The organism is Achromobacter xylosoxidans (assembly GCF_002192695.1).
Taxonomy (GTDB): domain Bacteria; phylum Pseudomonadota; class Gammaproteobacteria; order Burkholderiales; family Burkholderiaceae_B; genus Achromobacter; species Achromobacter xylosoxidans_C.
In genome coordinates, this window is sequence record NZ_MTLG01000078.1 from 37,826 (window position 1) to 61,072 (window position 23,247).

At 68.0% G+C, this 23,247-nt stretch carries 23 protein-coding genes; 12 read left to right on the top strand and 11 right to left on the bottom strand.

Annotated features, from left to right (window positions below):
* Positions 1-88 precede the first annotated feature (88 nt).
* Positions 89-1,030, top strand: a complete 942-nt coding sequence (locus tag BRO63_RS17150) for a LysR family transcriptional regulator (protein WP_088140928.1) — start codon at positions 89-91, stop codon at positions 1,028-1,030.
* Here BRO63_RS17150 and BRO63_RS17155 read toward each other — a convergent pair.
* Positions 994-1,788: a DUF169 domain-containing protein gene (locus BRO63_RS17155; RefSeq protein WP_088140929.1), complete on the bottom strand. Its 795-nt coding sequence runs from the start codon at positions 1,786-1,788 to the stop codon at positions 994-996. The two genes, BRO63_RS17150 and BRO63_RS17155, sit on opposite strands and share 37 nt — an antisense overlap.
* A 173-nt stretch (positions 1,789-1,961) precedes the next feature.
* Between BRO63_RS17155 and BRO63_RS17160 the strand changes: the two genes are divergently transcribed.
* Positions 1,962-2,711, top strand: coding sequence for an SDR family oxidoreductase (locus BRO63_RS17160; RefSeq protein ID WP_088140930.1), 750 nt, complete (start codon positions 1,962-1,964; stop codon positions 2,709-2,711).
* Positions 2,712-2,757: 46 nt separating this feature from the next.
* On the opposite strand, the gene BRO63_RS17165 is transcribed toward BRO63_RS17160, so the two are convergent.
* The gene (locus BRO63_RS17165; protein ID WP_088140931.1) at positions 2,758-3,537 is read right to left on the bottom strand and encodes a DNA alkylation repair protein; all 780 of its coding nucleotides are present in this window, start codon (positions 3,535-3,537) and stop codon (positions 2,758-2,760) included.
* Positions 3,534-4,046: a MarR family winged helix-turn-helix transcriptional regulator gene (locus BRO63_RS17170; RefSeq protein ID WP_088140960.1), complete on the bottom strand. Its 513-nt coding sequence runs from the start codon at positions 4,044-4,046 to the stop codon at positions 3,534-3,536. The genes BRO63_RS17165 and BRO63_RS17170 overlap by 4 nt, the downstream gene beginning before the upstream one ends.
* Positions 4,047-4,189: 143 nt before the next feature.
* On the opposite strand from BRO63_RS17170, the gene BRO63_RS17175 reads away from it, so the two are divergent.
* Positions 4,190-4,705, top strand: a complete 516-nt coding sequence (locus BRO63_RS17175; protein WP_088140932.1) for a GNAT family N-acetyltransferase — start codon at positions 4,190-4,192, stop codon at positions 4,703-4,705.
* A gap of 39 nt (positions 4,706-4,744) precedes the next feature.
* Positions 4,745-5,203: a bleomycin resistance protein gene (locus tag BRO63_RS17180; RefSeq protein ID WP_179215132.1), complete on the top strand. Its 459-nt coding sequence runs from the start codon at positions 4,745-4,747 to the stop codon at positions 5,201-5,203.
* A gap of 43 nt (positions 5,204-5,246) precedes the next feature.
* Here BRO63_RS17180 and BRO63_RS17185 read toward each other — a convergent pair whose 3' ends face one another.
* The 4 genes from BRO63_RS17185 to tetR all read right to left on the bottom strand — a co-directional run bounded on the left by BRO63_RS17185 (position 5,247) and on the right by tetR (position 9,888).
* Positions 5,247-7,211: a TRAP transporter large permease gene (locus tag BRO63_RS17185; RefSeq protein WP_088140934.1), complete on the bottom strand. Its 1,965-nt coding sequence runs from the start codon at positions 7,209-7,211 to the stop codon at positions 5,247-5,249.
* Positions 7,208-7,831, bottom strand: a complete 624-nt coding sequence (locus tag BRO63_RS17190; RefSeq protein WP_088140935.1) for a TRAP transporter small permease subunit — start codon at positions 7,829-7,831, stop codon at positions 7,208-7,210. The genes BRO63_RS17185 and BRO63_RS17190 overlap by 4 nt, the downstream gene beginning before the upstream one ends.
* A gap of 80 nt (positions 7,832-7,911) precedes the next feature.
* Entirely contained in the window at positions 7,912-9,036 is a 1,125-nt protein-coding gene (locus BRO63_RS17195; RefSeq protein WP_088140936.1) for a TRAP transporter substrate-binding protein, read from the bottom strand.
* 198 nt (positions 9,037-9,234) lie between these two features.
* Complete coding sequence (gene tetR / locus BRO63_RS17200) at positions 9,235-9,888, bottom strand: tetracycline resistance transcriptional repressor TetR (RefSeq protein ID WP_088140937.1); 654 nt, start codon at positions 9,886-9,888, stop codon at positions 9,235-9,237.
* A gap of 120 nt (positions 9,889-10,008) precedes the next feature.
* On the opposite strand from tetR, the gene tet reads away from it, so the two are divergent.
* Positions 10,009-11,190: a Tet(A)/Tet(B)/Tet(C) family tetracycline efflux MFS transporter gene (tet, locus tag BRO63_RS17205; protein ID WP_088140938.1), complete on the top strand. Its 1,182-nt coding sequence runs from the start codon at positions 10,009-10,011 to the stop codon at positions 11,188-11,190.
* Between the two features lie 56 nt (positions 11,191-11,246).
* Complete coding sequence (locus BRO63_RS17210; protein WP_088140939.1) at positions 11,247-11,984, top strand: hypothetical protein; 738 nt, start codon at positions 11,247-11,249, stop codon at positions 11,982-11,984.
* Here the strand turns inward: BRO63_RS17210 and BRO63_RS17215 are convergent.
* From BRO63_RS17215 to BRO63_RS17230, 4 genes are all read right to left on the bottom strand, one after another.
* Positions 11,971-12,636, bottom strand: a complete 666-nt coding sequence (locus BRO63_RS17215; RefSeq protein ID WP_088140940.1) for a glutaminyl-peptide cyclotransferase — start codon at positions 12,634-12,636, stop codon at positions 11,971-11,973. The genes BRO63_RS17210 and BRO63_RS17215 overlap by 14 nt on opposite strands.
* A gap of 35 nt (positions 12,637-12,671) precedes the next feature.
* Positions 12,672-13,901, bottom strand: coding sequence for a helix-turn-helix domain-containing protein (locus BRO63_RS17220; RefSeq protein WP_088140941.1), 1,230 nt, complete (start codon positions 13,899-13,901; stop codon positions 12,672-12,674).
* Between the two features lie 111 nt (positions 13,902-14,012).
* Positions 14,013-15,401 carry an ATP-binding protein gene (locus tag BRO63_RS17225; protein ID WP_088140942.1) on the bottom strand — a complete coding sequence of 463 codons (1,389 nt, stop codon included), beginning with the start codon at positions 15,399-15,401 and terminating at the stop codon, positions 14,013-14,015.
* Entirely contained in the window at positions 15,398-16,060 is a 663-nt protein-coding gene (locus BRO63_RS17230; protein ID WP_088140943.1) for a response regulator transcription factor, read from the bottom strand. Before BRO63_RS17230 ends, BRO63_RS17225 begins: the two co-directional genes overlap by 4 nt.
* Positions 16,061-16,479: 419 nt before the next feature.
* Here BRO63_RS17230 and BRO63_RS17235 point away from each other — a divergent pair, with 419 nt between their 5' ends.
* From BRO63_RS17235 to BRO63_RS17260, 6 genes are all read left to right on the top strand, one after another.
* The gene (locus BRO63_RS17235) at positions 16,480-18,258 is read left to right on the top strand and encodes an HAL/PAL/TAL family ammonia-lyase (protein WP_088140944.1); all 1,779 of its coding nucleotides are present in this window, start codon (positions 16,480-16,482) and stop codon (positions 18,256-18,258) included.
* Between the two features lie 42 nt (positions 18,259-18,300).
* Entirely contained in the window at positions 18,301-19,284 is a 984-nt protein-coding gene (locus BRO63_RS17240) for a Bug family tripartite tricarboxylate transporter substrate binding protein (RefSeq protein ID WP_088140961.1), read from the top strand.
* Between the two features lie 14 nt (positions 19,285-19,298).
* Positions 19,299-20,303 (top strand): ornithine cyclodeaminase family protein, encoded by a 1,005-nt coding sequence (locus BRO63_RS17245; RefSeq protein WP_088140945.1) that lies wholly within the window; start codon positions 19,299-19,301, stop codon positions 20,301-20,303.
* Positions 20,304-20,312: 9 nt separating this feature from the next.
* Positions 20,313-21,131 (top strand): phosphate/phosphite/phosphonate ABC transporter substrate-binding protein, encoded by an 819-nt coding sequence (locus BRO63_RS17250; protein ID WP_088140946.1) that lies wholly within the window; start codon positions 20,313-20,315, stop codon positions 21,129-21,131.
* Positions 21,132-21,324: 193 nt separating this feature from the next.
* Entirely contained in the window at positions 21,325-22,266 is a 942-nt protein-coding gene (locus BRO63_RS17255; RefSeq protein ID WP_256943335.1) for a LysR family transcriptional regulator, read from the top strand.
* A 129-nt stretch (positions 22,267-22,395) separates the two neighbouring features.
* Positions 22,396-23,241, top strand: a complete 846-nt coding sequence (locus BRO63_RS17260) for a DUF3348 domain-containing protein (protein ID WP_088140948.1) — start codon at positions 22,396-22,398, stop codon at positions 23,239-23,241.
* Positions 23,242-23,247: the final 6 nt, after the last annotated feature.

The window sequence follows — 23,247 nt, forward strand, 5'->3', positions numbered from 1 at the left end:
TGACCCAGCCAGGATGCCAGCGCAAATCGATCCCGGTAAGTGATAATCTTTTGATGGAATTGATCGATTGGATAGATCAGCCGGCAGAATGATAGACGCCCTGACCCTGGACCAGCTGCGCGTGTTCGCCGCCGTGGCCGACGCCGGCAGTTTCCGCGCGGCCGCGCGCCGCCTGTCGCGCGTGCAATCGGCCGTCAGCCACGCCATCGCCAACATGGAAGCGCAGTTGGGCGTGACCCTGTTCGACCGCAGCGGCCACCGGCCCGTAATGACGCCGCAAGGCGCGGCCCTGCTGGCCAACGCCCGCGACATCCTGCTGCGCGTGGACGCCATGCGCGCCCGCGCCCAGGGCCTGGGCGAAGGCGTCGAGCTGGAGCTGTCGCTGGCGGTGGACACGCTGTTTCCGATCGCCGAGGTGGGCACCGCCCTGAACGCGCTGCGCGCCGTCTACCCGTCCGTCGCCGTGCGCGTATCCGTGCTGCCCCTGGGCGGCCCGGTGGAAGCCCTGCTGACGCGCAGTCATACGCTGGCCATCGTCGCGGGCGACCATTTCCGCAATCCGCGCATCGTGATGCAGGCCCTGTCGTCCGTGCAGATGGTGGCGGTGGTAGGCGCCCGGCATGCGCTGGCGCAGCGCGTCGCCGCCGACATGCCACTGGGCCCGGCGGAACTTGCCGATCACGTGCAGATCGTGCAGATGGACCCTTCCTCCCTGACCCAGGGCCGGGACTTCGCCGTGCTGTCGCCGCAGACCTGCCGCGTCAGCGGCCAGGACACCAAGCACGCCCTGATCCTGGCGGGCGTGGGCTGGGGCCGGCTGCCTTTCTGGCAGGTCGAGCGCGACCTGGCCGAAGGCCGCCTGCTGCGCCTGCCGACCGACAGCCTGGGCCGCGGCAGCCAGGTAGCCAGCGAAACCTATCTGGCGCACCGCATCGACCAGCCGCTGGGACCGGCCGCCCGCGTGCTGGCGGGCGCCTTGCGCGCCGCAGCGCATCAGGACTTGGACGCCGATTCGGGCGGGCGCGCGTAGCTGACGCCCATGCCGGCGCGCACGTCGTTCTGGATGCCGTACGGCGGAATCGGGTAGCGCAGGCCGTTGGCCGATAGCGCCTTCATGCCCTCGATGGCGATGGGCAGGTAGCGCGGCGGCAAGGCCATCAGCATTTCCTCGTCGGGCACGCCGCCGTAGCGGCGCTCGGCGTAACAGGGCAGGGACAGGCTGGGCTCCCCGGTGGCCAGCGCCCGGCCCCAGGAGTCGGCACAGGCCGTTTCGCCCACCACGCTCCAGTCGAAGCGCCGGTAGTTCTTCCATTGCAGGCCATTGATGAGGATGATCATCTGGCCCGGGGTGGCGTAGATCAGGCAGATGTCTGGCGGGTCCAGCCGGCCCGAGGCCAGCGGCGACACCACCAGCCCGCGGTACCTGCCCGCCGGCACACAGGACAGCGCCTCCTGGCGCGCCTGGGCGTCTTGCTGGGTGGCGTGCCAGACGCCCACGTAATCCTCGCCGCGCTTCCAGGCCTCGTCCTGCGGCCCCAGGCCGACCACGGCGCGGCATTGCGCGCCGACCAGGTCGTCGCCCGTGATCCCCACCGTCCAGCCCAGCCTGGCGGCCATGCCCACGACCTGGTCGGTGGTGTGCGTGGCCTGCGGACGCCGCAGGCCCTTGACCGCGGCCATGTCGTCTTCGCGCTCGTAGAGCTTCATGCCGATGACCGTGGTCTTCAGGCGCAGCAATTTGTTCAGGTCATCGACCAGCGATGCCCAGTTCAGTGTCGTCTCTTCCATGCCCGTCCCTTGGACTGTTGCGCGCGGACTTTGCCGCATTGCCGCAGATTGATCGCGGTCAGCGATGACTATAACGAATCGCCCGCCCGGCCCTCGATTGATCTATCGTGGAATTCGACCATCCTGCCCGCGGCAGGCACGCAGTACATACCCCGGCTTCCAAGGAGCCCACCATGAACCGTTTCGAACAGAAGACCGTCCTGGTCACCGGCGGCACCAGCGGCATCGGCTTGGCTGCGGCCCAGGCCTTCGCCGCCGAAGGCGCCCGCGTGGTAGTGACCGGCCGCGACGCCGCGGTGCTCAAGCAGGTGCGCGCCAGCCTGGGCTCCCATGCGCTGGCGCTGCGCAACGACGCCGGCGCCCCCGGCGCCCCTGCCGCGCTGGCCGCCGAACTGCGCCAGGCCGGCATCCGCCTGGACGCCGTCTTCATCAATGCCGGCGTGGCCCGCTTCGCGCCGCTGGCCGAAGCCACCGAAGCGCTCTGGGACCAGACCTTCTCGACCAACGTCAAGGGCGCCTTCTTCCAGTTGCAAGCGCTGGATCCGCTGCTCAACCCGGGTGCGTCCATCGTGCTCAACGGCTCGATCAACGCCCGCATCGGCATGCCCGCCTCATCGATCTACGCGGCCAGCAAGGCCGCGCTGATTTCGCTGGCCAAGACCTTGTCGGCCGAGCTGCTGCCGCGCGGCATACGCGTCAACGTCATCAGCCCCGGTCCGGTCGCCACGCCGATCTACGACAAGCTGGGACTGGATGCCGCCGCGCTGGAGAAGACCGCCGCCAGCATCCGCGCCCAGGTGCCGCTGGGGCGTTTCGGCACGCCGCAGGAAATCGCCTCCACGGTGCTGCACCTGGCCTCGCCCGAGTCCGCCTTCATCGTGGGCACGGAGATCATCGCCGACGGGGGCATGAGCCAGTTGTAATCGCTGGCCGGCCGGGCGGGCGCAAGCGTATCCGATGAGCCTGCGCCTAGGCTCCGATGGAGCGCAGCGCGCGTTTGCAGATGCGTTGCGTCGCCTCGGCCGGCTTGCCCTTGGACCAGCGCGCGCAGACCTCCCGCACCCAGTCCGGCTGGTCCTTGCTGGCATCGTTCAGCCAGTTCGCCACCGAGTCCTGCACATAGACGGCCGGATCGGCCCGCAGCGGTTCCAGCAACGGCAGCGCCCTGGCGGGATCGGCCTTCAAGGCCGCGATGTGCGCGCACCAGACGCCGCGCGGCCGCAGGGACTCGCTGGCGTAACGGCGCACGCGTTCGGAGGCGTCAGCCGTCCAGGGGCGCAGCAGTTCCACCGCGGCATCCAGCTCCGCCGCCAGTTGCGGGCGCACCGCCAGCCAGGCCCATTCCCTTACGCCGAAATGCGCGTCGTCGGCCAGCGGCCGGATCAGCGCCAGCCGCTGCTTCAAGCTCAGGTCCGGCATTGCGCCGACCATGAAGCAGGCCCAGCCGCGGACGGTATCCGAACGGTGATTGCGCAGTTGCTTGAAGGCATCCGCGCCCAGGCCGTCCAGCAACGTCCGCGCCGCCACGGCCATGCGCTTGGAGATCCCCGTCGCGGCCTGCGCGCGCAGAGCGGCGATGGCCTCGGCGCCCACCTGCGGGGCGGCCGCCTGCATGAGTCCGGCAAAGTCCACGGCCAGGCATTCGGTCAAGTTGCCGGCCGGTTCACCCGCGTTCAGCTGCGCCAGGCGTTCGGCGCTGATGTCCTTTACGCCACGCCCCGTCGGCGCGGCGGAAGTCTTCTTGCTCATGGCTCTGTCTCCTGCCCTGCGGCCTGGCCTGCGTCGGTACCTTGCCAGATCTTGCCCAGCAACTCGCGCAGGCTGGCCCGCTCTGCCAGGCTCAGGCCCGCGAACAGCGAGCCTATCCAGTCCGTATGCTGCTTGAAGAGCTTGCCGGCCTCGGCCCGCCCCTTGGCGCTGAGCTTCACGACGATCTTGCGCCGGTCGTCCTTGCCCGCGCGCCGCGACACGAAGCCGTCGCGCTCCAGGCCGTCGAGCAGGCCCGTGACCGTGGCCCGCGTGACCCCAGCGCCGTCGGCCAGCTCATGCGGCGACATGCCGTCCGTCTGCTCATGCAGCAGGAACAGCAGCACGAATTTCCCTTCCGACAACTGGCGCGGCGCCAGCCGGGCGGCACAATCGCGGTCGATGGCGCGGGCCAACGACAGCAACTGAAAGCAAAGGCCGATGCCGTCCGCCGACGGCAGGCCGCGCCTGGCGGCGACGTCGAGCAGCGCGCGGTGCTTGGGTTCAAGCATGTGTTGCGGGTCCTGCATGGGTAATCCCATCCTGTGAATCTCGATATCATTATAATAAGGCGCCTAACTATATTTCCGCAAGGCGGGTAGTTGGATTCGAACCGCTATCATCCTGGCTACCTCAGCAGCCAGCGACTGAACCCATGCCCCTACCTCCCCGCGTGATCCTGCGCCGCATGCAGGAAGATGACATCCCCATGCTGCTAGCCATGGAATCCGATCCCGAGGTCATGCGCTACAGCACCGGCATCAAACCGGCGGACGAAGCACGGCGGCGGGAGCTGCTGGCATGGCTGGGCGAACCGCTGACTCGACTTGGCCACTGGGCAATCACCATAGACGGTGCCACCGTGGGCTGGGTGAGCATGGTCCCTCTGGCCGGCACGGACAGCATCCAGCTTGCCTATCGGCTGCAGCGCGCAGCTTGGGGCAAGGGATATGCGAGCCAGGCAGCGAAGCAGCTGTGCGATTACGCCTGGCGCGAGACGGAGGTTTCCGAACTCGTCGCGGTTGTCTGGCCCGACAACCAAGCCTCCGTGCGTGTCCTGGAAAAGCTCGGGTTTGCGCTCCGGTCGCGCGAACGCCACTACGACCGCGAAACCATCGTCTATACACTGCCTCGTCCTGCTGCTCAATCCGACCCAATCCTGCAGTCCTGATCCCCGCCCTCCTGCGCGCCGTTCCTGGAAATCTCCGCCATGACCTACCCCGTCCTACCCGCCTCCGAATTTTCCGCCGCCCGCGTCGTGCCCGAACTGCTGGTGTCGGACATCCACCAGAGCCTGCAATTCTGGTGCGGGCTTTGCGGGTTCTCGATAGCCTACGACCGCCCGGAAGACAATTTCGCCTATCTGGACAAGCACGGCTCCCAGGTCATGCTGGAGGAATACGGCCACGGCAGGAACTGGATCACCGGCCCGCTGGAAGCGCCCTTGGGACGCGGGATCAATCTGCAGATCGAGGTGCCCGCGATCTTGCCCATCGTCGACGCCTTGCGCGGGGCCGGCTGGCCGCTGTACATGCAGCCCGAGGAAAAGTGGTATCGCGCCGGTACCACCGAGGTGGGCGTGCACCAGTTCCTGGTGCAGGATCCCGACGGCTATCTCATCCGCTATTCGGCCGGCCTGGGCCGGCGCGAGGCTCGGGCCCAGGCCTGAGCCTCGACAGCGCTGGAGGCGGCGCGCCCGCCTCCATGGATCCTCACCGGTACAGCACCGTCGGCAGCCACATGCCGATGCCCGGGAACACGTACAGCAGGAAGATGGCCACCACCTGGATCCCCATAAACGGCATCATGCCCAGGAAGATCTGGTTCAGCGTCACGTGCGGCGGCGACACGCCCTTCAGGTAGAACGCCGACATCGCAACCGGCGGCGACAGGAAGGCCGTCTGCAGGTTCAGCGCCACCAGCAGGCCGAAGAACAGCGGGTCGATGCCAAAGGTGTTGAGCAGCGGCACGAAGATCGGCATGAAGATCACGATGATCTCGGTCCACTCCAGCGGCCAGCCCAGCAGGAAGATGATGATCTGCGCCAGCAGCAGGAACTGCAGCTGCGACAGTCCCAGCGACAGCACCCATTCCTCGATGATGCGCTGTCCGCCCAGCAGCGCGAACGCGGCCGAAAAGATCGATGAGCCGACGAACAGCCAGCACACCATGGCGCTGGTCTTGGCGGTCAGGTACACCGATTCGCGCAGCACCGGCAGGTTCAGCCGCCGGTACGCCAGCGCCAGCAACGCGCCGCCCATGGCGCCCATGGCCGCCGCCTCGCTGGGGGTGGCCAGGCCGAAGGCGATGGAGCCCAGCACCGCCGCGATCATCACGGCCAGCGGGAAGAACGAGGCCATCAGCATCTTGAAGATTTCCATGCGCGCCCAAGTCAGCATCGCATAGAAGACCGCCAGGATGGCCGCGCAGATGGCCGTGAAGATCCAGAAACCCTGAGGCGCGGCGATGCTCTCGCCGGCGGAAGCCGGCGCCTGCGCGGCGGCGGCCGTCTCGGGTGCGGCCGCTGGCGCCGCGGCGGGCGTGCCAGGCGGCTCGGCCAGACCGCCGGCCGCGGGCGGCTCGCTCGAAGGCGGTTCGGCCAATTCGTTCGAAGGCGGCTCCGCCAGCCCACCGTCCGACGGCGGCTCGCTCAGGCCCGAATCAAATCCCCCCGATCCCAGCTGCAGCTCGGCCGGAATCTCGTACACGACCGCCGGCCGTGTCGTCGCCTGGTAGACCACGGCCACCAGCAGCACCGTGACCGCCAGCGGCGCAATCGCCATCCCCATATTGCGCAGCAGGAAGCCCAGCGGCACGTCCTTGTTGCGGCGGCCCTTGAACAAGGCCGCCAGCATGCCGGACATGGCGCGCGTGTAGCCCCCGGAGGCCAGCGCCGCGGATTCGGGGGACAACGGCACGCCGCGTTGGTCCTTAGGCAAGGGCGGCGCCATGTCGGGGCGCAGCTTGGCCACGATAATCACGTAAATCATGTACAGCACCGCCAGCATGATGCCGGGGAACAAGGCGCCGGCGTACAGCTGCACCACCGACACGCCAGTGGTCGCGCCGTAAACGATCAACATCACGGAAGGCGGCAACAGGATGCCCAGGCAGCCGCCCGCCGTGATCGACCCGGCTGTCAGGCGCACGCTGTAGCCGGCCTTCAACATGGCGGGCATGGCCAGCAGGCCCATCAACGTGACCACAGCGCCCACGATGCCGGTGGCGGTGGCAAAGATGGCGCAGGTCGCCAACGTGGCCACCGCCAGCGCGCCAGGCAAACGCGCCAGCGCCAGATGCATGGAGCGGAACAGTTTTTCGATCAGGTTGGCGCGTTCGACCAGATAGCCCATGAACACGAACAGCGGAATCGAAATCAGCGAGTCGTTGGTCATCGTGGCGTAGGTCCGCTGCACCATCAGGTCCAGCGTCTGACCGACCGAACGGGCCGCGTCCGAACTCTGCATGTAATACGCCAGGAAGGTGAACAGCACCCCCATGCCCATCAGCGTGAACGCCGTCGGAAAGCCCAGCATGATGGCCACCACGATGAGCGCCAGCATCAAGAGGCCGATGTGTCCCGTGGTCAGATGGTCCCACGGAGTCAGGAACGCGATCATCAGCAGCACAAGCCCGATGCACGACAGGCCGAACCAAAGCGCTTTGTGGATCTTCATGCACGCGGCTCCCCGGTAGTGACGTAGCGGTCCAGCTTGGCGATGTCTTCGTCCTTCACATGCACCATCTTCTTGAGCTTGTCGACGTCCACTTCCTCGACGTCCTCCTCGCGCGAGGGCCAGGCGCCGCGCTGCAGGCACAGCACGCAGCGCAGCACTTCCGCCACGCCCTGCACCAGCAGCACCGCACCCGCTATCGGAATGAAGGCCTTGAAGGGATAGATGGGCGGCCCGTTGGCCATCAGCGACGAATGCTCACGGATGGCGATGGAATAGCCGGCGTAGTACCAGCCCGCCCACACCAGCGCGATCACGCCGGGGAAGAAAAACACGATGTATAGGATCAGGTCCAGCGCCGCCTGCACGCGCGGCGGCAGGAAGCCGTACAGGATGTCTCCGCGCACGTGTCCGTTCTTGGCCAGGGTATAGGCCCCCGCCATCATGAACAGGATGCCGTAATACATCATCTGCATATCGAACGCCCAGGCGCTGGGCTGGTTCCACAGGTAGCGCGCAGCCACCTCCCAGCAGACGTGCAAGGTCAGAGCTACGATCAACCAGGCAAAGGTCTGCCCGACGAAAGTGGAGATGCGGTCTATGAAACGTATGATTCGGATCATCTCGCTTCCAGGTCAAGACGCATGGCGTCCCGCCGCGCGCCGGTGTGCGGCGCGCGGCGCGGGATACAGGTACCGGCCCTTCAAGCCTGTTTGGTGGAGCGCGAGAAGTAGTGGTTGTAGGCCATGCGGAAATTGACCGAGGTATCGCCGTGCCAACGCCCCACCCGCTCGGCGAAGGCCCGCTGCGATTCCAGCACTTTCTTGAACAAGGGGTTTTCGGCCGAGCGCTTGGCGATCATCTCGTCCCAGATCTTCAGCTGCTGCTGCAGGATGGCGTCGGGCGTCTTGTAGAACTTGACGTTGTGGTCCTTCTGCAGCTTGCCATAGTCCTGCGAATAGCGGTTCGCCGCCTTCCAGGACATGTCGGCGCTGGCCGCCTGCGCGGCATTGCGCAGGATGTGTTTCAGGTTGTCGGGCAGCGCGTCGTACTTGGCCTTGTTGAACAGGATTTCGAACTGCTCCGCGCTCTGGTGGAAGCTCTGCAGCATGCAGATCTTGGAGACGTCCTGGAAGCCCAGCGCCAGATCCGACGAGGCATTGTTGAACTCCGCCCCGTCCAGCAGGCCGCGGTCCAGCGCGGGCACGATTTCCCCGCCCGGCAGCGCGTTCACGGCCGCGCCCATGGCGGTGTACATGTCGATGGCCAGGCCGACGGTGCGGAACTTGAGGCCCTTGACCTCTTCCATCTTGGTGATCGGCCGTTTGAACCATCCAAAAGGCTGAGTCGGCATCGGTCCGTACATCAGCGACACCACGTTCACGCCCATGGCCTTCTGGATCTCGACCAGCAGTTCCTTGCCGCCGCCGTATTCGTGCCAGGCCAGCAGCATGTTGGCGTCCATGCCGAAGGACGGGCCCGAGCCCCACAGCGCCACCGCCGTGTTCTTGCCATACCAGTAGGCGACCACTCCATGCCCGCCGTCCAGCGTTCCCGCGGACACCGCGTCCAGCAGGTCGAAGGCCTTGACCACGGCGCCGGCTGGCAGGATCTCGATCTTCAACTGGCCGCCGGCCATGTCGTTGACCTTCTGCGCATAGTCGCGCGCGAACTCGTGGAAGATGTCGTTGGCGGGCCAGGTGCTCTGGAAGCGCAGGGAAACCGGGGCGTTCTGCGCGCGGGCCACCGCCGGAAATCCTAGCGCGGCGGCGCCGGCGACAGCGGCGCCAGAGATGAACTTGCGGCGGGGCTTGGTAACGTGTTGCATGGCGTGTTGTCTCCTGAATTAGGACTACATGGACCAGCTTGTAGTTACTACTCCTGCGTGGGCGCGGGATGATGAAGCCTGCTGCGGAATCCCGCCGGCGCGATTGCGGACGATGCGCAAAGCGTGAGCCTGATTAAACCTTTCTGACTAATCGCTGACAATCAGCTTCTTGTCAGGAATTACCCTAGACACGGGGTACTAGTGCTTTCGTACGGTCTTTCCCCGCGCGGCGGGCTTTGCGCGCCGCAGCTCCAGGCCATCGACAATGGCTGCAAGCCCGTATTCGAAAGCCGCATCGGGTCCGGCGGCGTCGAACGCCTGCAAAGCCGCAGCAAGCAATGGCGTTGCCGAGGACGGGGTCTGCTTCGCGCCGGCCTGTCGCTCCTGCTCATCGGCCGCGGCGGCCTGCTGTTCCAGCACGGCGCCGACCGTGAAATAGCTGGTCGTCGTCAGCGCATAGGCGGCATCGGCGGGCGCAAACCCCTCCCCGCACAGAAACGCCAATTGCGCTTCCACCGCTACGAATTGCGGTTCGCTCGGCCGGGTGCCCGCGTGTATGCGCGCGCCATCGCGATAGGCCAGCAACGCGCGCCGGAAACTGCGCGCGTTGCCGTTGAGGAATGAACGCCAGTTGTCGCCGCGCCTGGGCAGCGAATAGCTGTGGCTCTCCGACAGCATCGCCTCGCCCAGGCGGTCCAGCAATGCGCGCTTGTTCTTGAAATGCCAGTACAGCGCGGGCTGCTGGACCCCCAGGCGTTCGGCCAGCTTGCGCGTCGTCAGGCCATCGGCGCCGACCTCGTTCAGCAGGTCCAGCCCGGCCCGGATCACGGCATCCGCTTGCAATTTGGTCATGGCGATTCCTCGTTCGGCTTGAAATTTTATCGATGATAAATTACCGTATCGAAAAATTTATCACCGATAAATAATCGGATCAACCAACATGCAGTCCATCCACCCGCAACGAGGCCGCGCATGAGAGCCGGCCACGCCCTGGTCATCCTCAGTACCGTCGCCCTGGACGCCGCAGGCATAGGCCTGGTCATGCCCGTCCTGCCCGGCCTGTTGCGCGGCCTGGTCCAATCAGAGGACATAGCCGGCCATTACGGCGCCCTGCTGGCAGCCTATGCGCTGATGCAGTTCTTGTGCGCCCCGGCGCTGGGAGCGCTATCCGACCGCTATGGCCGCAGGCCCATCCTGCTGCTCTCGCTGGCGGGCGCCGCCATCGACTACCTGATCATGGCGACGACCCCGGCCCTGCTGGTCCTGTATCTGGGGCGGCTCGTGGCGGGCGTCACCGGCGCCACGGGCGCCGTGGCGGGCGCCTGCATCGCCGATCTTGCACGGGGCCATGAACGCGCGCGCTACTTCGGCCTGATGAGCGCCTGCTTCGGCGTCGGCATGATTGCGGGCCCCGTCATCGGCGGCCTGCTGGGCGGCATCTCGCCGCACGCGCCGTTCCTGGCGGCCGCAATCCTGAACGGTCTCAATTTCCTGATGGGCTGTTTCCTGTTGCCCGAATCGCATGCCGGCGAACGGCGGCCGCTGTCGCTAAAGGCGCTCATGCCCGCCTCCTCGTTCCTGTGGACGCGCGGCAGAACGGTGGTCATCGCGCTGATGGCCGTCTTCTTCCTCATGCAGTTCGTGGGACAGGTGCCTGCCACCTTGTGGGTCATCTACGGCGAGGACCGCTACCAGTGGGATGCCGCCACGGTCGGCGTCTCGCTCGCGGCATTCGGCGCGCTGCACGCGCTGATACAGGCGCTGGCCACCGGGCCCGTCACGGCGCGGCTGGGCGAAAAGCGCACGCTGCTGCTGGGCATGGGCGCCGATGCCCTGGGCTATGTCCTGTTGGCGTTTGCGTCGCGGGGGTGGATGGCGTTCCCCATCATGCTGCTGCTGGCCTCGGGCGGCATCGGCATGCCGGCATTGCAAGCCATGCTGTCCACGCAGGTGGAGCAAGAACGCCAGGGCCAGTTGCAGGGCGCGCTGGCCGCGCTGTCCAGCCTGAGCGCGATAGTCGGGCCGCTGGCCATCACGGCGCTCTATGCCGCGACGCTGAACGCGTGGAAAGGATGGGCATGGATCGCGGGCGCCGGGCTGTATTTTGCCTGCCTGCCGGTTTTGCGCCGCGGGACCTCGCAGGACAAGGCCTAGTAGGACTGCACCGGTCCCGCGCTACTATCGCGGAACCACAATCGGCAAGGAAAGGAATGAACCAGAAGCAGCGCACCGTCAACCGCCGCCGGATTCCACGCAAAGCCTGGGCCTTGGGCCTGATCATCGCGGGCGCCGCGGGTTTTTATGCATGGTGGCAATCACCCCTGGGGCCGGGCCTGACCGAAGGCAAGATGCGCAAGATCCTGATCGAGGCCACGGCGCAACCGGCGTATGCGCCGGTCGGCGCCTGCGTCAACGTCGTGGGCGTGCGGCCTTTGCCCACCGATGTCTACACCTCGTTCCTGGAAAGCCAGGACAGGATCGTGCAGGGGTTGATCAAGCATCAGGTGGTCACGGTCAAGCGCGTCAGCGCCAACGGCGACGGCGGGCCGCCGCAAGCGGACGAAGATCCCGAGGACGCGAGCAGCCGCATGGAGCTGACCGACAAGGGCCGACCCTACTACACGGACGGCGAGGCCCGCATCGGCTCCAAGCTGGTCTACACCGCGAAGTTCTGCGCCCCCGGTCTGCAGATCGGCAAGATCCTCACCCATACCAAGCCGCTCAAGAATCCATTCGACGACAACCCCAACCTGGTCTCGGCGGTGAAGTTCGAATGGCGGCTGGACCGCAGCACCGCGGACTGGGCGGCGGATCCCGCCTTCCGTCCATACCTATCCGGCTTTGCGCCGGAGGACCAGCCGGACGAATGGCAAACCGAGTACATCATGCTGGAACGGAAAAACGGCGTGTGGGAACTGGGAGACAGGCCCTACATCATCCGTTGGTGAGCGCGGCGTCGCCGGACTCGGCTGGCGGGCGCCGCACCGCCCTCAGTTTGCCGCTGTCGCCGCCGCCACAGAAAAAGCAGCCGGCCCCATCCGATTCCAGTCCCGACACGCCGATGCCGGCCGGCATTTCCACGCTTTGCAGCACTTCGCCGGTCTTTTCGTCCAGCTGCCGCAGGTCGCTTGCTCCATCCTCCCAGGTGCCGTGCCACAGCTGGCCGTCCACCCAGGTCACGCCGGTGACGTAGCGGTTGGATTCGATGGTGCGCAGCACCCGACCGGTTTCGGGGTCCACCTGGTAGATCTTGCGCTGGCGGTACTCCGCCACCCAGAGGCTGCCCTCGGCCCAGGCCATGCCCGAGGCGCCGCTGCCGCCCGGCGCGGGAATGCGGCTCAGCACCCGCCCGCTTTGCGGTTCCAGCTTGACGATGGTGCCGTCGGAGATCTGATAGAGATGCTTGCCGTCAAAGGCCGTGCCGGCGTCGGCCACGATGTCGATCGAGGCTTGCGTGCTGCCGCTGCCGGGGTCCATGGCGATCAGCTTTTCGCCGGCGGCGAACCACACCTGCCGGCCGTCATAGGTTACGCCGTGCACGGCCTGCACGCCGGGAAATGGGCCGTACTCGCGAATGATCTGGGCTTGCGTACGTTTCATGTCGGTGTCCTTGGACTGGAGTTCGAGCCTTCATGCTAGTCGGCGGCCAGCGCGGCCGGGAGTAACAAGGTTGTCGTGAATCCCGGCACCGGCGGCGTCATCCAGCGGCGCGCCCGGCCCTGCCCGCAAGCCTGTACCTTGCCCGTCGCGGCCAGCGCGTCCAGCGTGCGCTGCACGGTGCGCTGGCTGGCGCCCAAGGCCAGGGCCAGGGCCGAACTGGACCAGGCTTCGCCATCGGCCAGACAGGCGAGCACCGCTCCCTGATCCCTGTCGCCCTCGCCGCTTGGCCGGGCCAATAGCGCGACCGGCAGTCCTGCCTGCGGCTTGAGGACAAAGCCGCCGCGCGCGGCGCTGATCCCGGCCACGCCGTCCAGGACCGTGCGCAGGCGCCCGATCTCGACGCGCAGGCGCGCGCGGTGCGTTTCATCGAAATAGGCGGTACGAAACGCCTGCTCGATGAGCGTTTCCCTGGGCGCGGGCTGCGGCCAGGCCTCGGCCAGGACGCGGGCCAGCGCGAACAGCACCGGCCGGCTCGCCAGCGGGATTTCCCGGCCTGCGCTACGCACCGCATGGCGGCAACCGTCCACGATCAGCGTGTCGGATGCCAGCAGCGCTTCCACTTCATCCAGCAGGATGGACCGCTGCACGCCCTGCACGATCAGCCGCGCGGCGGGCGTGTTCAGGACCAGGGTCGCGTGTTCGACCTCGGCCAGCAGCGCGGGGATGCCGGCGACGCGGGCGGCAAGCTCAGCCTGGGTCAGCGCCGCGCGCGCCGGCCCCGTGCGCAGGCGGCGCAGGGCGATGCCTGCCGTGATCAGTTCATGGATGGCGCGGGACGCCGAAGCCAACGAGGCCGGGTCCAGCAAGGCCAACGTGTCCTCGGCGCGGTCGAGCTGGCCGAGCAGCAGTTCGCGCCGGGCCTGCAGATGCCGCGCATGCGCGGCGTTGGCCGGATCGCCATGGGCTTGCAGCGCGGCGCGCGCGGCCTCCAGCGCCTTCTCCGGCCAGGCCAGGTCGCGCGACACCAGGGCGATCTCGGCCTCGGCCACGACGCATCGGGCGCGCGCCAGCGCATTTTGGGGATCGAAGTTCCTGGCCGCGCTGCGCAGCAGGGTCCGGGCGCGGCGGAATTCGCCCAGTTGCGCCATGGCGATGCCGCGCAAGGCCAGCGCGGGCGCGTCATCGCGCAAGGCCACGAGGTTCAGGGCGCCCAGCGGATTGCCGGCGGCCAGCGCGCGTGCGGCCGAGGTGATCAGAACATCCATGGAAATCCCGCCACTGCCGCCGCTCCCGCAGTCCGCTTACCGGGGACTAATCTACCATCTGGCGGGGTTTCGCAGCGTAGTCAGGGCGGCCGGCTTCCCGGCCCGCCGGATTCAGGCGCGCGGCGCCCCCGCCGCGGGAGTCCTCCCGCCTGCAGGCGGAAAGGTCACCGTCAGCGCGACGCCCGCGCCCCGCAGGCCCTCGCCCAGCGTAATCTCGGCGCCATGCTGCTGCGCGATCTGCGCCACCAGCGACAGGCCGATGCCGCTGCCGCCCGCCGCGCTGCCCGGGGCGCGATAGAAGCGGTCGAACACCCGCGCGCGTTCCTCCGGCGCAATGCCCGGACCATCGTCCGCCACGCGCAGGCAGGCCCCGCCGTGCGCCGACGGTCCGCAGGACACGGCGATCTGGCCGCCGCTTTGCGTATAGCGCACGGCATTGTCCAGCAGGTTGCGGACCAGCACGCCCAAGGCATCCAGCCGCCCCCTGACCGCGCAGGCCTGCACGTCCAGCTGGATGCGCAACTGCTTGCGGGTGGCATCGGTTTCCCAATCGCGCACCAGCATGGCGACCAGCGCGTCCAGCTCGACCAGTTCCGGTTCATCCGCGCTGGCGCTGAGCGCGTCCATGCGGGCCTGGTCCAGCAATTGCTCGGACAGGCGCGAGGTGCGCTGGGCGACCAGGCGCAGTTTCTCGATGGCGGCCGGAGCGTCGCCGGAGCCCGCGCTGCGGGCCACCAGCTCCGCGTGCGCGCTCAGCGCGGCCAGCGGGGTGCGCAGCTCGTGCGCCGCATCCTCCAGGAAACGGCGCTCGCGGTCCATGCCGCCCTTGACGCGCAGCAGCAGCTGATTGATCGAACGGATGAAGGGACGCAGTTCGCCGGGCATGCCGGCCATGGGCAGCGGCGCCAGGTCGAACGGACCGCGCCGCGCAATGGCCACGCCGGCGCGGTCCACCTTGCGAAAGGCGCGGCCGACCACCATCCAGCTCACCACGGCCAGCAGCACGAACAGGACAGACACGATGAACAGTCCGCGCTTCAGGCTATACAGCGACTGGGCGCGCAATTCGCTCTGCGGCCGCGCCACCTGCACCTGCACCCGCCCATGCGCGTCGGAGATCGTGTACACGCGCCAGTCCACGCCGTCGGCGCGCACATCGGAATAGCCGTCCTGGAAGCCGCCGCTCAAGGGCTGCTCGGGCGACTCGGGCGAGCGCAGCAGCAGCCGGCGGTCGGCCAGCGACCACAGGTGGAAGCGCACCTTGTCGCCGTCGACGCGGCTGGACGCGGGCGGGGTGAAACGTTCGGACGGAGCCTCGTTGCCCAGCAGGCTGACCGGCAGCGACGCCAGCATCTGGCTGGCCGCGTCGTGCAGCCATTGATCGCGCGCGCCGGTCTGCGAGCGCGTGGCTTCGTACTGCTGGAAAGCGAACACCGCTATCCAGGACAGGGCCATCGTCAACAGCAGCGTCAGCGTGAGCTGCTTGCGCAGCGTCTTCATTCGCCAGCCTCGATGCGGTAGCCCAGGCCGTGCACGGTGGCGATGAGCTTGTCGCCCAGCTTGCGGCGCAATTGATGGATGTAGACGGCCACGGTGTTGCTTTCGATGGCGCCGCTGTCGCCGTAGACGGCAGCCTCCAGCTGTTCGCGGCTGACGGTGTGGCCGATGCGTTCCATCAGCGCCAGCAGCGTGCGGTATTCGTGCGCGCTGAGGGTGACTTCGACGCCCGCGCGCGTCACCGCCCGCCTGGCCGGCTCCAGCACTACGTCGCGACAGCGCAGGGCCGAGACCACGGCGTTGCTGCTGCGCCGGACCACGGCGCGCAGCCGCGCCAGCAGTTCGTCCAGTTGGAATGGCTTGACGATGTAGTCGTCGGCGCCCGCATCCAGGCCCTGTATCCGTTCGCTCAGCCGGTCGCGGGCGGTCAGGATCAGGACCGGCGTGGCGTCATAGCGCGCACGCAGGTGCTTCAGCACCGCCAGCCCGCTGCCGTCCGGCAGCCCCAGGTCCAGCAGCACGGCATTGAAGCCGTGCTCCACCAAGGCCAGCCGCGCCTGCGCCACGTCGCGCACCCATTGCACGTCGGCGCCGGACTGCGCCAGGCTGGTGTGCACGGCGTCGCCCAACATGGCGTCGTCTTCAACTAGCAGGACACGCAAGAAAACTCCAGGACCGTCAACGAAGCCGCAGCATGCCGGCCGCGGTTTAAGAACTTATTAAGACACCATGCCCGCGGCGCGCGCCTGTCGCAACGCGGCCAGCCCCTTGCGGAAAACGCAGGGCGGGCAATGGGCCGGAACCGTGAATTTTAGCAAGCGCCCCGGCGCAGCCGCGCGCGGCACGGGCTACGTCCCCCCCATACGGGCGATCAGCTATTGGCACACGCTTGACTGTACTTGTATATACGAGTTAAATGAATCCCGCTGACACCGCATCCGCGGAACGCGCCAAGAGCGCCGCCCGCCGCACCGCACCTGGGCATCACCCCTCGCCTTCCAGTACGCGCCATCCGTCGGCCCCGGATCCGCCCCCACCTCACGCTGCAGTCCTTCTACTTCCCTCCCGCCCAGGAGCAGTGATGCGTCATCTTCCAGCAGTTGAAGTTCGCGTTTTCAGAGGCTTTACACACCAGTGCGCAGGTCCGCTGCTATTGGCCCTGGCCACGGCCCTTGCTGCCGCGCCCGCCTGGTCGGCCACCACAGCCACCACGGCCACAGCCGCCGCGCCCGCCGCTGCCGCCGAAGCGCGCGCCGCGGCCCGAAAGGCGCCCTTGGCGCTGGACGGACGCTCGCTCACCACCGCGGACGTGGTCGCCGTGGCGCGCGGCGGCCAGCCCGTGGCGCCCACCGAAACCGCATGGCAGCGCGTGGCCCGCTCGCACGACCTGCTGCTGGAATACGGACGCCTGGGGCAGCCCGTGTACGGCCTGAACCGCGGCGTGGGCCAGAACAAGGACCAGACCATCTTCTTCGGCGACACGCTGTCGGACGAGGCCCGCGCCTTGTCGGCGGCCTTCAACCACCGCATGCTGCTGTCGCACACCGTGGCCTATGGCGAGCCTGCATCCGCGGATACGGTGCGCGCCGCCATGCTGATACGCCTGAACACGGCGCTGGCCGGCGGCACCGGCATGAGCCCGGCCCTGGTGCGCCAGTACGCCGACTTTCTCAACAAGGGTTTGACGCCGGTGGTGCTGGGACAAGGATCGGTCGGCCAGGCCGACATCACCATCCTGCCGCAGATCGGGCTGGCCATGATGGGCGAAGGCATGGTGGAAGCTGGCGGCAAGCGCATGCCGGCGGCCGAGGCCATGCGCCAGGCCGGCCTGGCGCCAGTCCAGCCCTACGCCAAGGATTCGCTGTCCCTATTGAGTTCCAACGCCTATGGCGCGGCGCTGGCCATCCTGGCCGCGCACGACGCCAGCCGGGTGCTGGACCGCGCCGACGAAGTGGCGGCCTTGTCGCTCGAAGGCCTGAACGGCAATATCGCGCCCTTGCTGCCCGCCACCCAGGGCCAGCGTCCATATCCGGCGCAGCAGCAGGTGGCCCGGCGCATCCTCTCGCTGCTCGAAGGCAGCGCGCTGTGGCAGACGGATGAACAGCGGCCGTTGCAGGATCCCCTGAGCTTCCGCACCGTGAGCCAGGTCCATGGCGCGGCCCGCGAAGCGCTGCGCCAGCTGGACGTTCAGCTGCTGGTGCAGATCAACAGCTCCGATGACAACCCGACCGTGGCGCTGGATGTCTCGCCGCCGCCGGGCGCCACGCCGCAGGAAACCCGTTACTACGTGACGCAGGGCAAGCTGCGCGGCGCGGTGCTGCCCAGCGCCGGCTTCGATCCCACCGCCTGGGTGGTGCCGCTGCAGTCGGTGGGCGTGGCGCTGGCCCAGGTGGCCCAGTCTTCGGCGCAACGCGTGCTGCGCATGGGCGACCCGGCCTTCACCAAGCTGCCGCGCTTCCTCTCGCCCAATGACACCACGCTGGCCTACACCACGATCCAGAAGCCCGTGTCGCTCCTGGCGACCGAGATCCGGACACTGTCGCAGCCCGTCTCGTCCGATGCGCTGGCGGTCGCCGGCAACATCGAAGACGTGGCCACCAACGGCCCGCTGGCAGCCCAGCGCGTGGGTATGCAGGCCGGGCGCCTGCGCACGCTGTTGGGCATAGAGCTGATCCATGCGGCACAGGCCGTGGACCTGCGCACACGCGCGGAACCGCGCCGTATGGTGGGCAAAGGGACCGGCGAGGTGCTGGCGGCCTTCCGCCAGGAGGTGCCGTTTCTTTCGCAAGACAGAAGGCTGGCCGACGACATTGCGCGCGCCGACCGGTTTCTGGACCAGGAGCGCGACACGGCGCGGTAAGCGCCACGCCGCGACCTGAACCACACAACAAGGGGAATGACCATGAAAAAGTACTTAGCGCCATGCCTGGGCAGTGCGCTCCTGGCTGTCGCGCTGGCAGCGCCAGCCACGGCAGCCGAAGGCAAGTATCCCGCCAGGCCCGTCACCATCGTCGTGCCGTTTGGCGCGGGCGGCATCGCCGATGCGCTGCCCCGCATCGTCGGCCAGGAACTCAACGGCAAATGGGGCGTGCCGGTCATCATCGAAAACAAGGTCGGCGCCTCCGGCAACATCGGCATGGACTTTGTCGCCCGCGCCAATCCGGACGGCTATACGCTGGCCCTGGCGCCGGCGGGCAACCTGACCGTGAACCCGCTGCTCTATACCAAGCTGCCCTTCAACACCGCCCGCGACTTCGCGCCGGTGACCATGCTGGCCACCTCGCCCAATGTGCTGGTGGTCAATGACAAGGTGCCGGTCAAGAGCTTCACCGAACTGGTGGCCTATGCGCGCCAGCATCCGGACAAGCTCAACTATTCCTCGCCGGGCCCCGGCAGCGGCGCCCACCTGGCGGGCGAACTGCTGAACCAGTCGGCCGGCATCGTCACGCGCCACATTCCGTACAACGCCATGGCCGCGGCGGTCAACGACGTGGTCGCAGGCAACGTGGACATGATGTTCGCCGGCGTGTCGACCGTGCTGCCGCATATCCAGTCCGGCAAGCTGCGCGCGCTGGCGGTGGCCGGTCCGCAGCGCCTGCCGCAATTGAAGGACGTGCCCACGGTGGCGGAAAGCGGCTATCCAGGCTTTGACGTGACCTCCTGGTACGGCATCGTCGCGCCGGCCCAGGTGCCGCCGGCGATCCTCGACCAGTTGCAGGCCGACATCGCCGCCGTGCTGCAGAAGGAGTCCGTGCGCCAGAAGTTCGCCGGCCTGGGCGTGGAGCCCGCCGGCTCGAACTGCGCGGATTTCACCCAGGCGATCCAGCAGGAAACCGCAAAGTGGGCGGCCATCGTCAAGCAGGCCGGCATCCAGCCTATCCAATAAACAGAGGAGACACCATGCAATCCATAGACATCACCTACCTGAACGGCCCCGACGTGCGCGCGCTGGCGCTGACCGACGCCGAGATCCTGGCCGCCGTGCAAAGCGCGCTGGACGCCCAGGGGCGCGGCAAGACCGTCATCGAACCGCGCATGCACCTGGTGCCGGAGTCTTCCGCCAAGGGTCACTTCAATGTGCTGCGCGGCTACATCGAGCCGCTGCACGTGGCGGGCGTGAAGGTGGTCAGCGACTTCGTCGACAACTACAAGGTCGGCCTGCCTTCGGAGATGGCGCTGCTCAACCTGTTCGATCCGGTCAACGGCAAGCCGCTGGCCGTGGTCGACGCGACCGCCATCACCGACATGCGCACCGGCGCCGTCACGGCACTGGGCGCCAAGTACCTGGCGCGCAAGAACAGCAAGGTGCTGGGCCATATCGGGTCGCGCGGCACCTCCTATTGGAACGTGCGGCTGCTCGACAGCCTCTACGACTTCGACGAAATCCGCGTGCACTCGCGCCGCCCGGAAAGCCAGCAGGCCTTCGGCGAACGCCTGTCGCGCGACCTGGGCAAACCGGTGAAGGTCGTCAATGACTGGGAATCCTGCGTGCGCGGCGCCGACATCGTGGTCGAAGCCTCGCGCCTGCCCGAGCCCACGCCGCTGCTCAAGACCGAGTGGATCAAGCCGGGCGCCCTGGTCATGCCCTACGGCACCATGAGCGCGGTGGAACTGAGCCTGACCGACATCATGAGCAAGGTGGTGGTCGATGACTGGGGCCAATGCCGCAAGGGCCTGCCCTATGGCGCGCTGCGCGCCCACGTCGACAGCGACCGCATCACGCAAGAAAACCTGCACGCCGAGCTGGGCCAGATCGTGGCGGGCCTGAAGCCGGGCCGCGAGCGCGATGACGAAACCATCCTGTTCTGGCACCGCGGCCTGTCCACCACCGACATCGCGCTGGGCCACGCCATGCTGGAAAAGGCCCGCAAGATGGGCCTGGGCCAGACCTTGAAATTCGCGTAGGCGCAGCCCATGGATCTCATCACTTCGACGCGCATGTACGACGTGGCTCCGGCGGCGCGGGCTGCCTGGCACGCGCTGCTGCAGGCCGCGCACGCCCGCGCCGGACTGGACGTGCGCGTCGTCGAGCATGCCTGGCCCACGCCCATCGGCGAACTATGGGAGCGGCCCGGCCTGTGCGGCGTCTTCATGTGCGGCTGGCCCTACGTCAGCGCGCTGCAGGCGGGCCGGGCCTTTGCGGCGGTCGCCGCGGTGGTGCCGGACTGGCCGGCCTACGAAGGCCTGCCGCGCTACCGCAGCGAATTCCTGGTGCGCGCCGACTGCGGCTGGTCGTCGCTGGCCGATGCGGCCGGCAGCCGCTATGGCTGGATGGTGCGTGATTCGCAATCGGGCTGGAACGCGCCGCGCGCGGCGCTGGCCGGGCTGGCTGCGGCCGGCGGCGCCCTGTTCGCGGCGTCCAAGGGGCCTTATGGCAACCCGCGGGGCCTGCTGCGCGCCCTGGCCGACGGCGAGATCGACCTGACGGCGGCCGATGGCTGGTATCTGGATCTGCTGCGCGTGCACGACCCGGCCGCGCTGGCCGGATTGCGCACGTTGGCCTATACGCCGTGGACGCCGAATCCTCTGCTGGTGGCCGGACCCGACGTGGATCCGGCCGCCGCGCAGGCCCTGTCGGATGCCCTGCTCTCCATGCACGAGGATGCGGCACACTTGCCGCTACTGCGCGCCGCGCACGTCGCGCGCTTCACCCCTCCGGATCCGGCCTCGTACACGGTCCTGAGCGACATGGCGCAAGCCGCCGCGGCGGCCGGCTATCCCGAGATACGCTGAAACCCGGGCCAGGCCCATTCCAGGCGGACGGACGGCCCATTTCCCTGGCACGGCGGCGCTTTAAAGAATTATTAAAACCCCGTGCCGACAATGCCCTCCTGCGACGGCTGGCCTTCCCAGGGCTGCCGGCAACACGCACATCAAGCAATGGAACATGGCGCCGATCCGTCCGGACCGCGCGGGAGATGCATACATGAAACGCCTGCATGGCATGGAATTGTTCGCCGAAGTGGCGAAGGCGCATAGCTTCAGCCGGGCCGCCGCGACGCTCGGCATGCCCACCTCCACGGTATCGCGCCAGGTGGCCGAGCTGGAGCGCGCGGTCGGCCTGCGGCTGCTCAGCCGCAACACGCGCCGGGTCGAGCTGACTGACGCGGGGCGGCTGTATTTCGAACGCTGCCGGCGCATCGTGGCCGAGGCCGAGATCGCCCATGAGGAACTGCGCGACCAGCTGGAAATCCCCAGCGGGCCGCTGCGCGTCCAACTGCCCGCGGCCTATGCGCTGGACGCCCTGATCCCCGCCCTGGTGGCGTTCGGCAGCCGCTACCCTGATATCCGCCTGCAGATGAGCGTGGTGGGACCCGAATTCGCCGAGCACCCGCCCGAGATCGGCGATGTCTCCATCCGCCTGGGCGAACAGCCCGACTCGTCGCTGGTGGCGCGCCGCCTGGGCGCGGTCCATGCCCAGCTGTACGCCTCGCCCGCCTACCTGGCGGCCCGCGGCACGCCCCTCAGTCCCGCCGACCTGGCGCGGCATGACTGCATCGGCCTTCGCGCCGGCGGCGGCCAGCCCGCGCCCTGGCCGTTGCAGCGCGGCCGCGAACAGTTGCTGGTCCCAGTGGAATACCGCTATGGCGCCAACGACGCCTGCATGGCCAGGCAGCTTGCCGTGCTGGGCGCCGGCATCGCCGCACTGGGCGGCGACGAAAGCAGCCGGCTGCGCTCGGGCGAGCTGGCGCGCGTGCTGCCGGCCTGGAACCTGGGCCCGATCGAGGTCCACGCCGTGACCGAAACCCGCTTGCTGCCCGCCCGGACCCGGCGGCTCATCGATTTTCTGGCTGAATACCTGGACACCCCGCAGGACGGCCTGGCGCATGGCCTGACGCCGGAACTCCGGATCTGCCGGGCCGCGTAACGCCCGTCACAATATTGCATCCCCAGCAGATGCGACCCTATTTTTACGGGCGGCGCGCCCTCGCCGTTCGCCCCTGGCCCCTGGCGCCCCCTCCAGCGTGTAAACTCCCCCCTTTTTGACTCTGGTGGTATGTTGCAGGCCCCACAGCGCACAGGTTTAAGCGGCCCGACGCTCATTCGCTTGCTGACTCGCCTGACGGATGTCGACGTTGCGCAATCCAGGCAATCGCTCTCGGACCATCTGAGCCAGTGGCTCGGCTGGACGGACGCGATCGCGCTCTCGGCGGCGCTGAATACCTGCCCGCCGGTGATCGCCCCCGGCGCGCGCATGTTCAGCAGCGCCGAAGAGCGCGAGTGCGAACGCGTGCGCACCACGCTGGCCGACGCCATCGCCAGCGACACCGCAGCCACGGCCGCCAAGCGGCGCACGCCGGGACAAGCGCCCGCGCCCGCCAAACAACTGGCGGCGCTGGCCGAGGCCGACGCCGATTACGCGAATTTTCGCCAGCGCTATCTGTCGTTGCAGCACACGATGGAAACCGCCGTGGGCAATCTGCGCAGCCGGCTGCGCGGCATGGTCGCGGCCAGGAATGGCGAAATGACGCGCCTGGCGGTGGTCGACGCCATCATGGACCGCGCCCTGCTGCCCAAGGAACGCGCGCTGTTCGGCGCGATTCCGAAGTTGCTGCAAGGCCATTTCGAGCGCCTGCGCGACGCGGAGGCCGCGGCCTTGGCCGAGGCCGCCGCATTGGCTGAAGCCGAAGCCAACGCTGAAACCGAGGCGCAAACCGATGCCGCGGCCGAAATGGGCGCAGCGGCCGAAACGGGCGCGGCGCCCGCAGCGGCGCAGGCGTCGATAACGCCGGGCGCCTGGCTCGACACGTTCCGCAAAGACATGCGCAGCGTGCTGCTTGCCGAACTGGATGTTCGTTTACAACCGGTCGAAGGGCTGCTTGCCACCCTTCGCGCCAGCTAACCGGGA

Bases quoted from the DNA above. Each gene is read 5' to 3' on its own strand.
- BRO63_RS17255 (WP_256943335.1), top strand. From the start codon at position 21,325: ATGAAACGCCTGCATGGCATGGAATTGTTCGCCGAAGTGGCGAAGGCG.
- BRO63_RS17250 (WP_088140946.1), top strand. From the start codon at position 20,313: ATGGATCTCATCACTTCGACGCGCATGTACGACGTGGCTCCGGCGGCG.
- BRO63_RS17170 (WP_088140960.1), bottom strand. From the start codon at position 4,046: ATGCTTGAACCCAAGCACCGCGCGCTGCTCGACGTCGCCGCCAGGCGC.
- BRO63_RS17160 (WP_088140930.1), top strand. From the start codon at position 1,962: ATGAACCGTTTCGAACAGAAGACCGTCCTGGTCACCGGCGGCACCAGC.
- BRO63_RS17260 (WP_088140948.1), top strand. From the start codon at position 22,396: ATGTTGCAGGCCCCACAGCGCACAGGTTTAAGCGGCCCGACGCTCATT.
- BRO63_RS17195 (WP_088140936.1), bottom strand. From the start codon at position 9,036: ATGCAACACGTTACCAAGCCCCGCCGCAAGTTCATCTCTGGCGCCGCT.
- BRO63_RS17150 (WP_088140928.1), top strand. From the start codon at position 89: ATGATAGACGCCCTGACCCTGGACCAGCTGCGCGTGTTCGCCGCCGTG.
- BRO63_RS17165 (WP_088140931.1), bottom strand. From the start codon at position 3,537: ATGAGCAAGAAGACTTCCGCCGCGCCGACGGGGCGTGGCGTAAAGGAC.
- BRO63_RS17245 (WP_088140945.1), top strand. From the start codon at position 19,299: ATGCAATCCATAGACATCACCTACCTGAACGGCCCCGACGTGCGCGCG.
- tetR (WP_088140937.1), bottom strand. From the start codon at position 9,888: ATGACCAAATTGCAAGCGGATGCCGTGATCCGGGCCGGGCTGGACCTG.
- tet (WP_088140938.1), top strand. From the start codon at position 10,009: ATGAGAGCCGGCCACGCCCTGGTCATCCTCAGTACCGTCGCCCTGGAC.
- BRO63_RS17155 (WP_088140929.1), bottom strand. From the start codon at position 1,788: ATGGAAGAGACGACACTGAACTGGGCATCGCTGGTCGATGACCTGAAC.
- BRO63_RS17175 (WP_088140932.1), top strand. From the start codon at position 4,190: ATGCCCCTACCTCCCCGCGTGATCCTGCGCCGCATGCAGGAAGATGAC.
- BRO63_RS17180 (WP_179215132.1), top strand. From the start codon at position 4,745: ATGACCTACCCCGTCCTACCCGCCTCCGAATTTTCCGCCGCCCGCGTC.
- BRO63_RS17220 (WP_088140941.1), bottom strand. From the start codon at position 13,901: ATGGATGTTCTGATCACCTCGGCCGCACGCGCGCTGGCCGCCGGCAAT.
- BRO63_RS17210 (WP_088140939.1), top strand. From the start codon at position 11,247: ATGAACCAGAAGCAGCGCACCGTCAACCGCCGCCGGATTCCACGCAAA.
- BRO63_RS17185 (WP_088140934.1), bottom strand. From the start codon at position 7,211: ATGAAGATCCACAAAGCGCTTTGGTTCGGCCTGTCGTGCATCGGGCTT.
- BRO63_RS17240 (WP_088140961.1), top strand. From the start codon at position 18,301: ATGAAAAAGTACTTAGCGCCATGCCTGGGCAGTGCGCTCCTGGCTGTC.
- BRO63_RS17215 (WP_088140940.1), bottom strand. From the start codon at position 12,636: ATGAAACGTACGCAAGCCCAGATCATTCGCGAGTACGGCCCATTTCCC.
- BRO63_RS17190 (WP_088140935.1), bottom strand. From the start codon at position 7,831: ATGATCCGAATCATACGTTTCATAGACCGCATCTCCACTTTCGTCGGG.
- BRO63_RS17235 (WP_088140944.1), top strand. From the start codon at position 16,480: ATGCGTCATCTTCCAGCAGTTGAAGTTCGCGTTTTCAGAGGCTTTACA.
- BRO63_RS17225 (WP_088140942.1), bottom strand. From the start codon at position 15,401: ATGAAGACGCTGCGCAAGCAGCTCACGCTGACGCTGCTGTTGACGATG.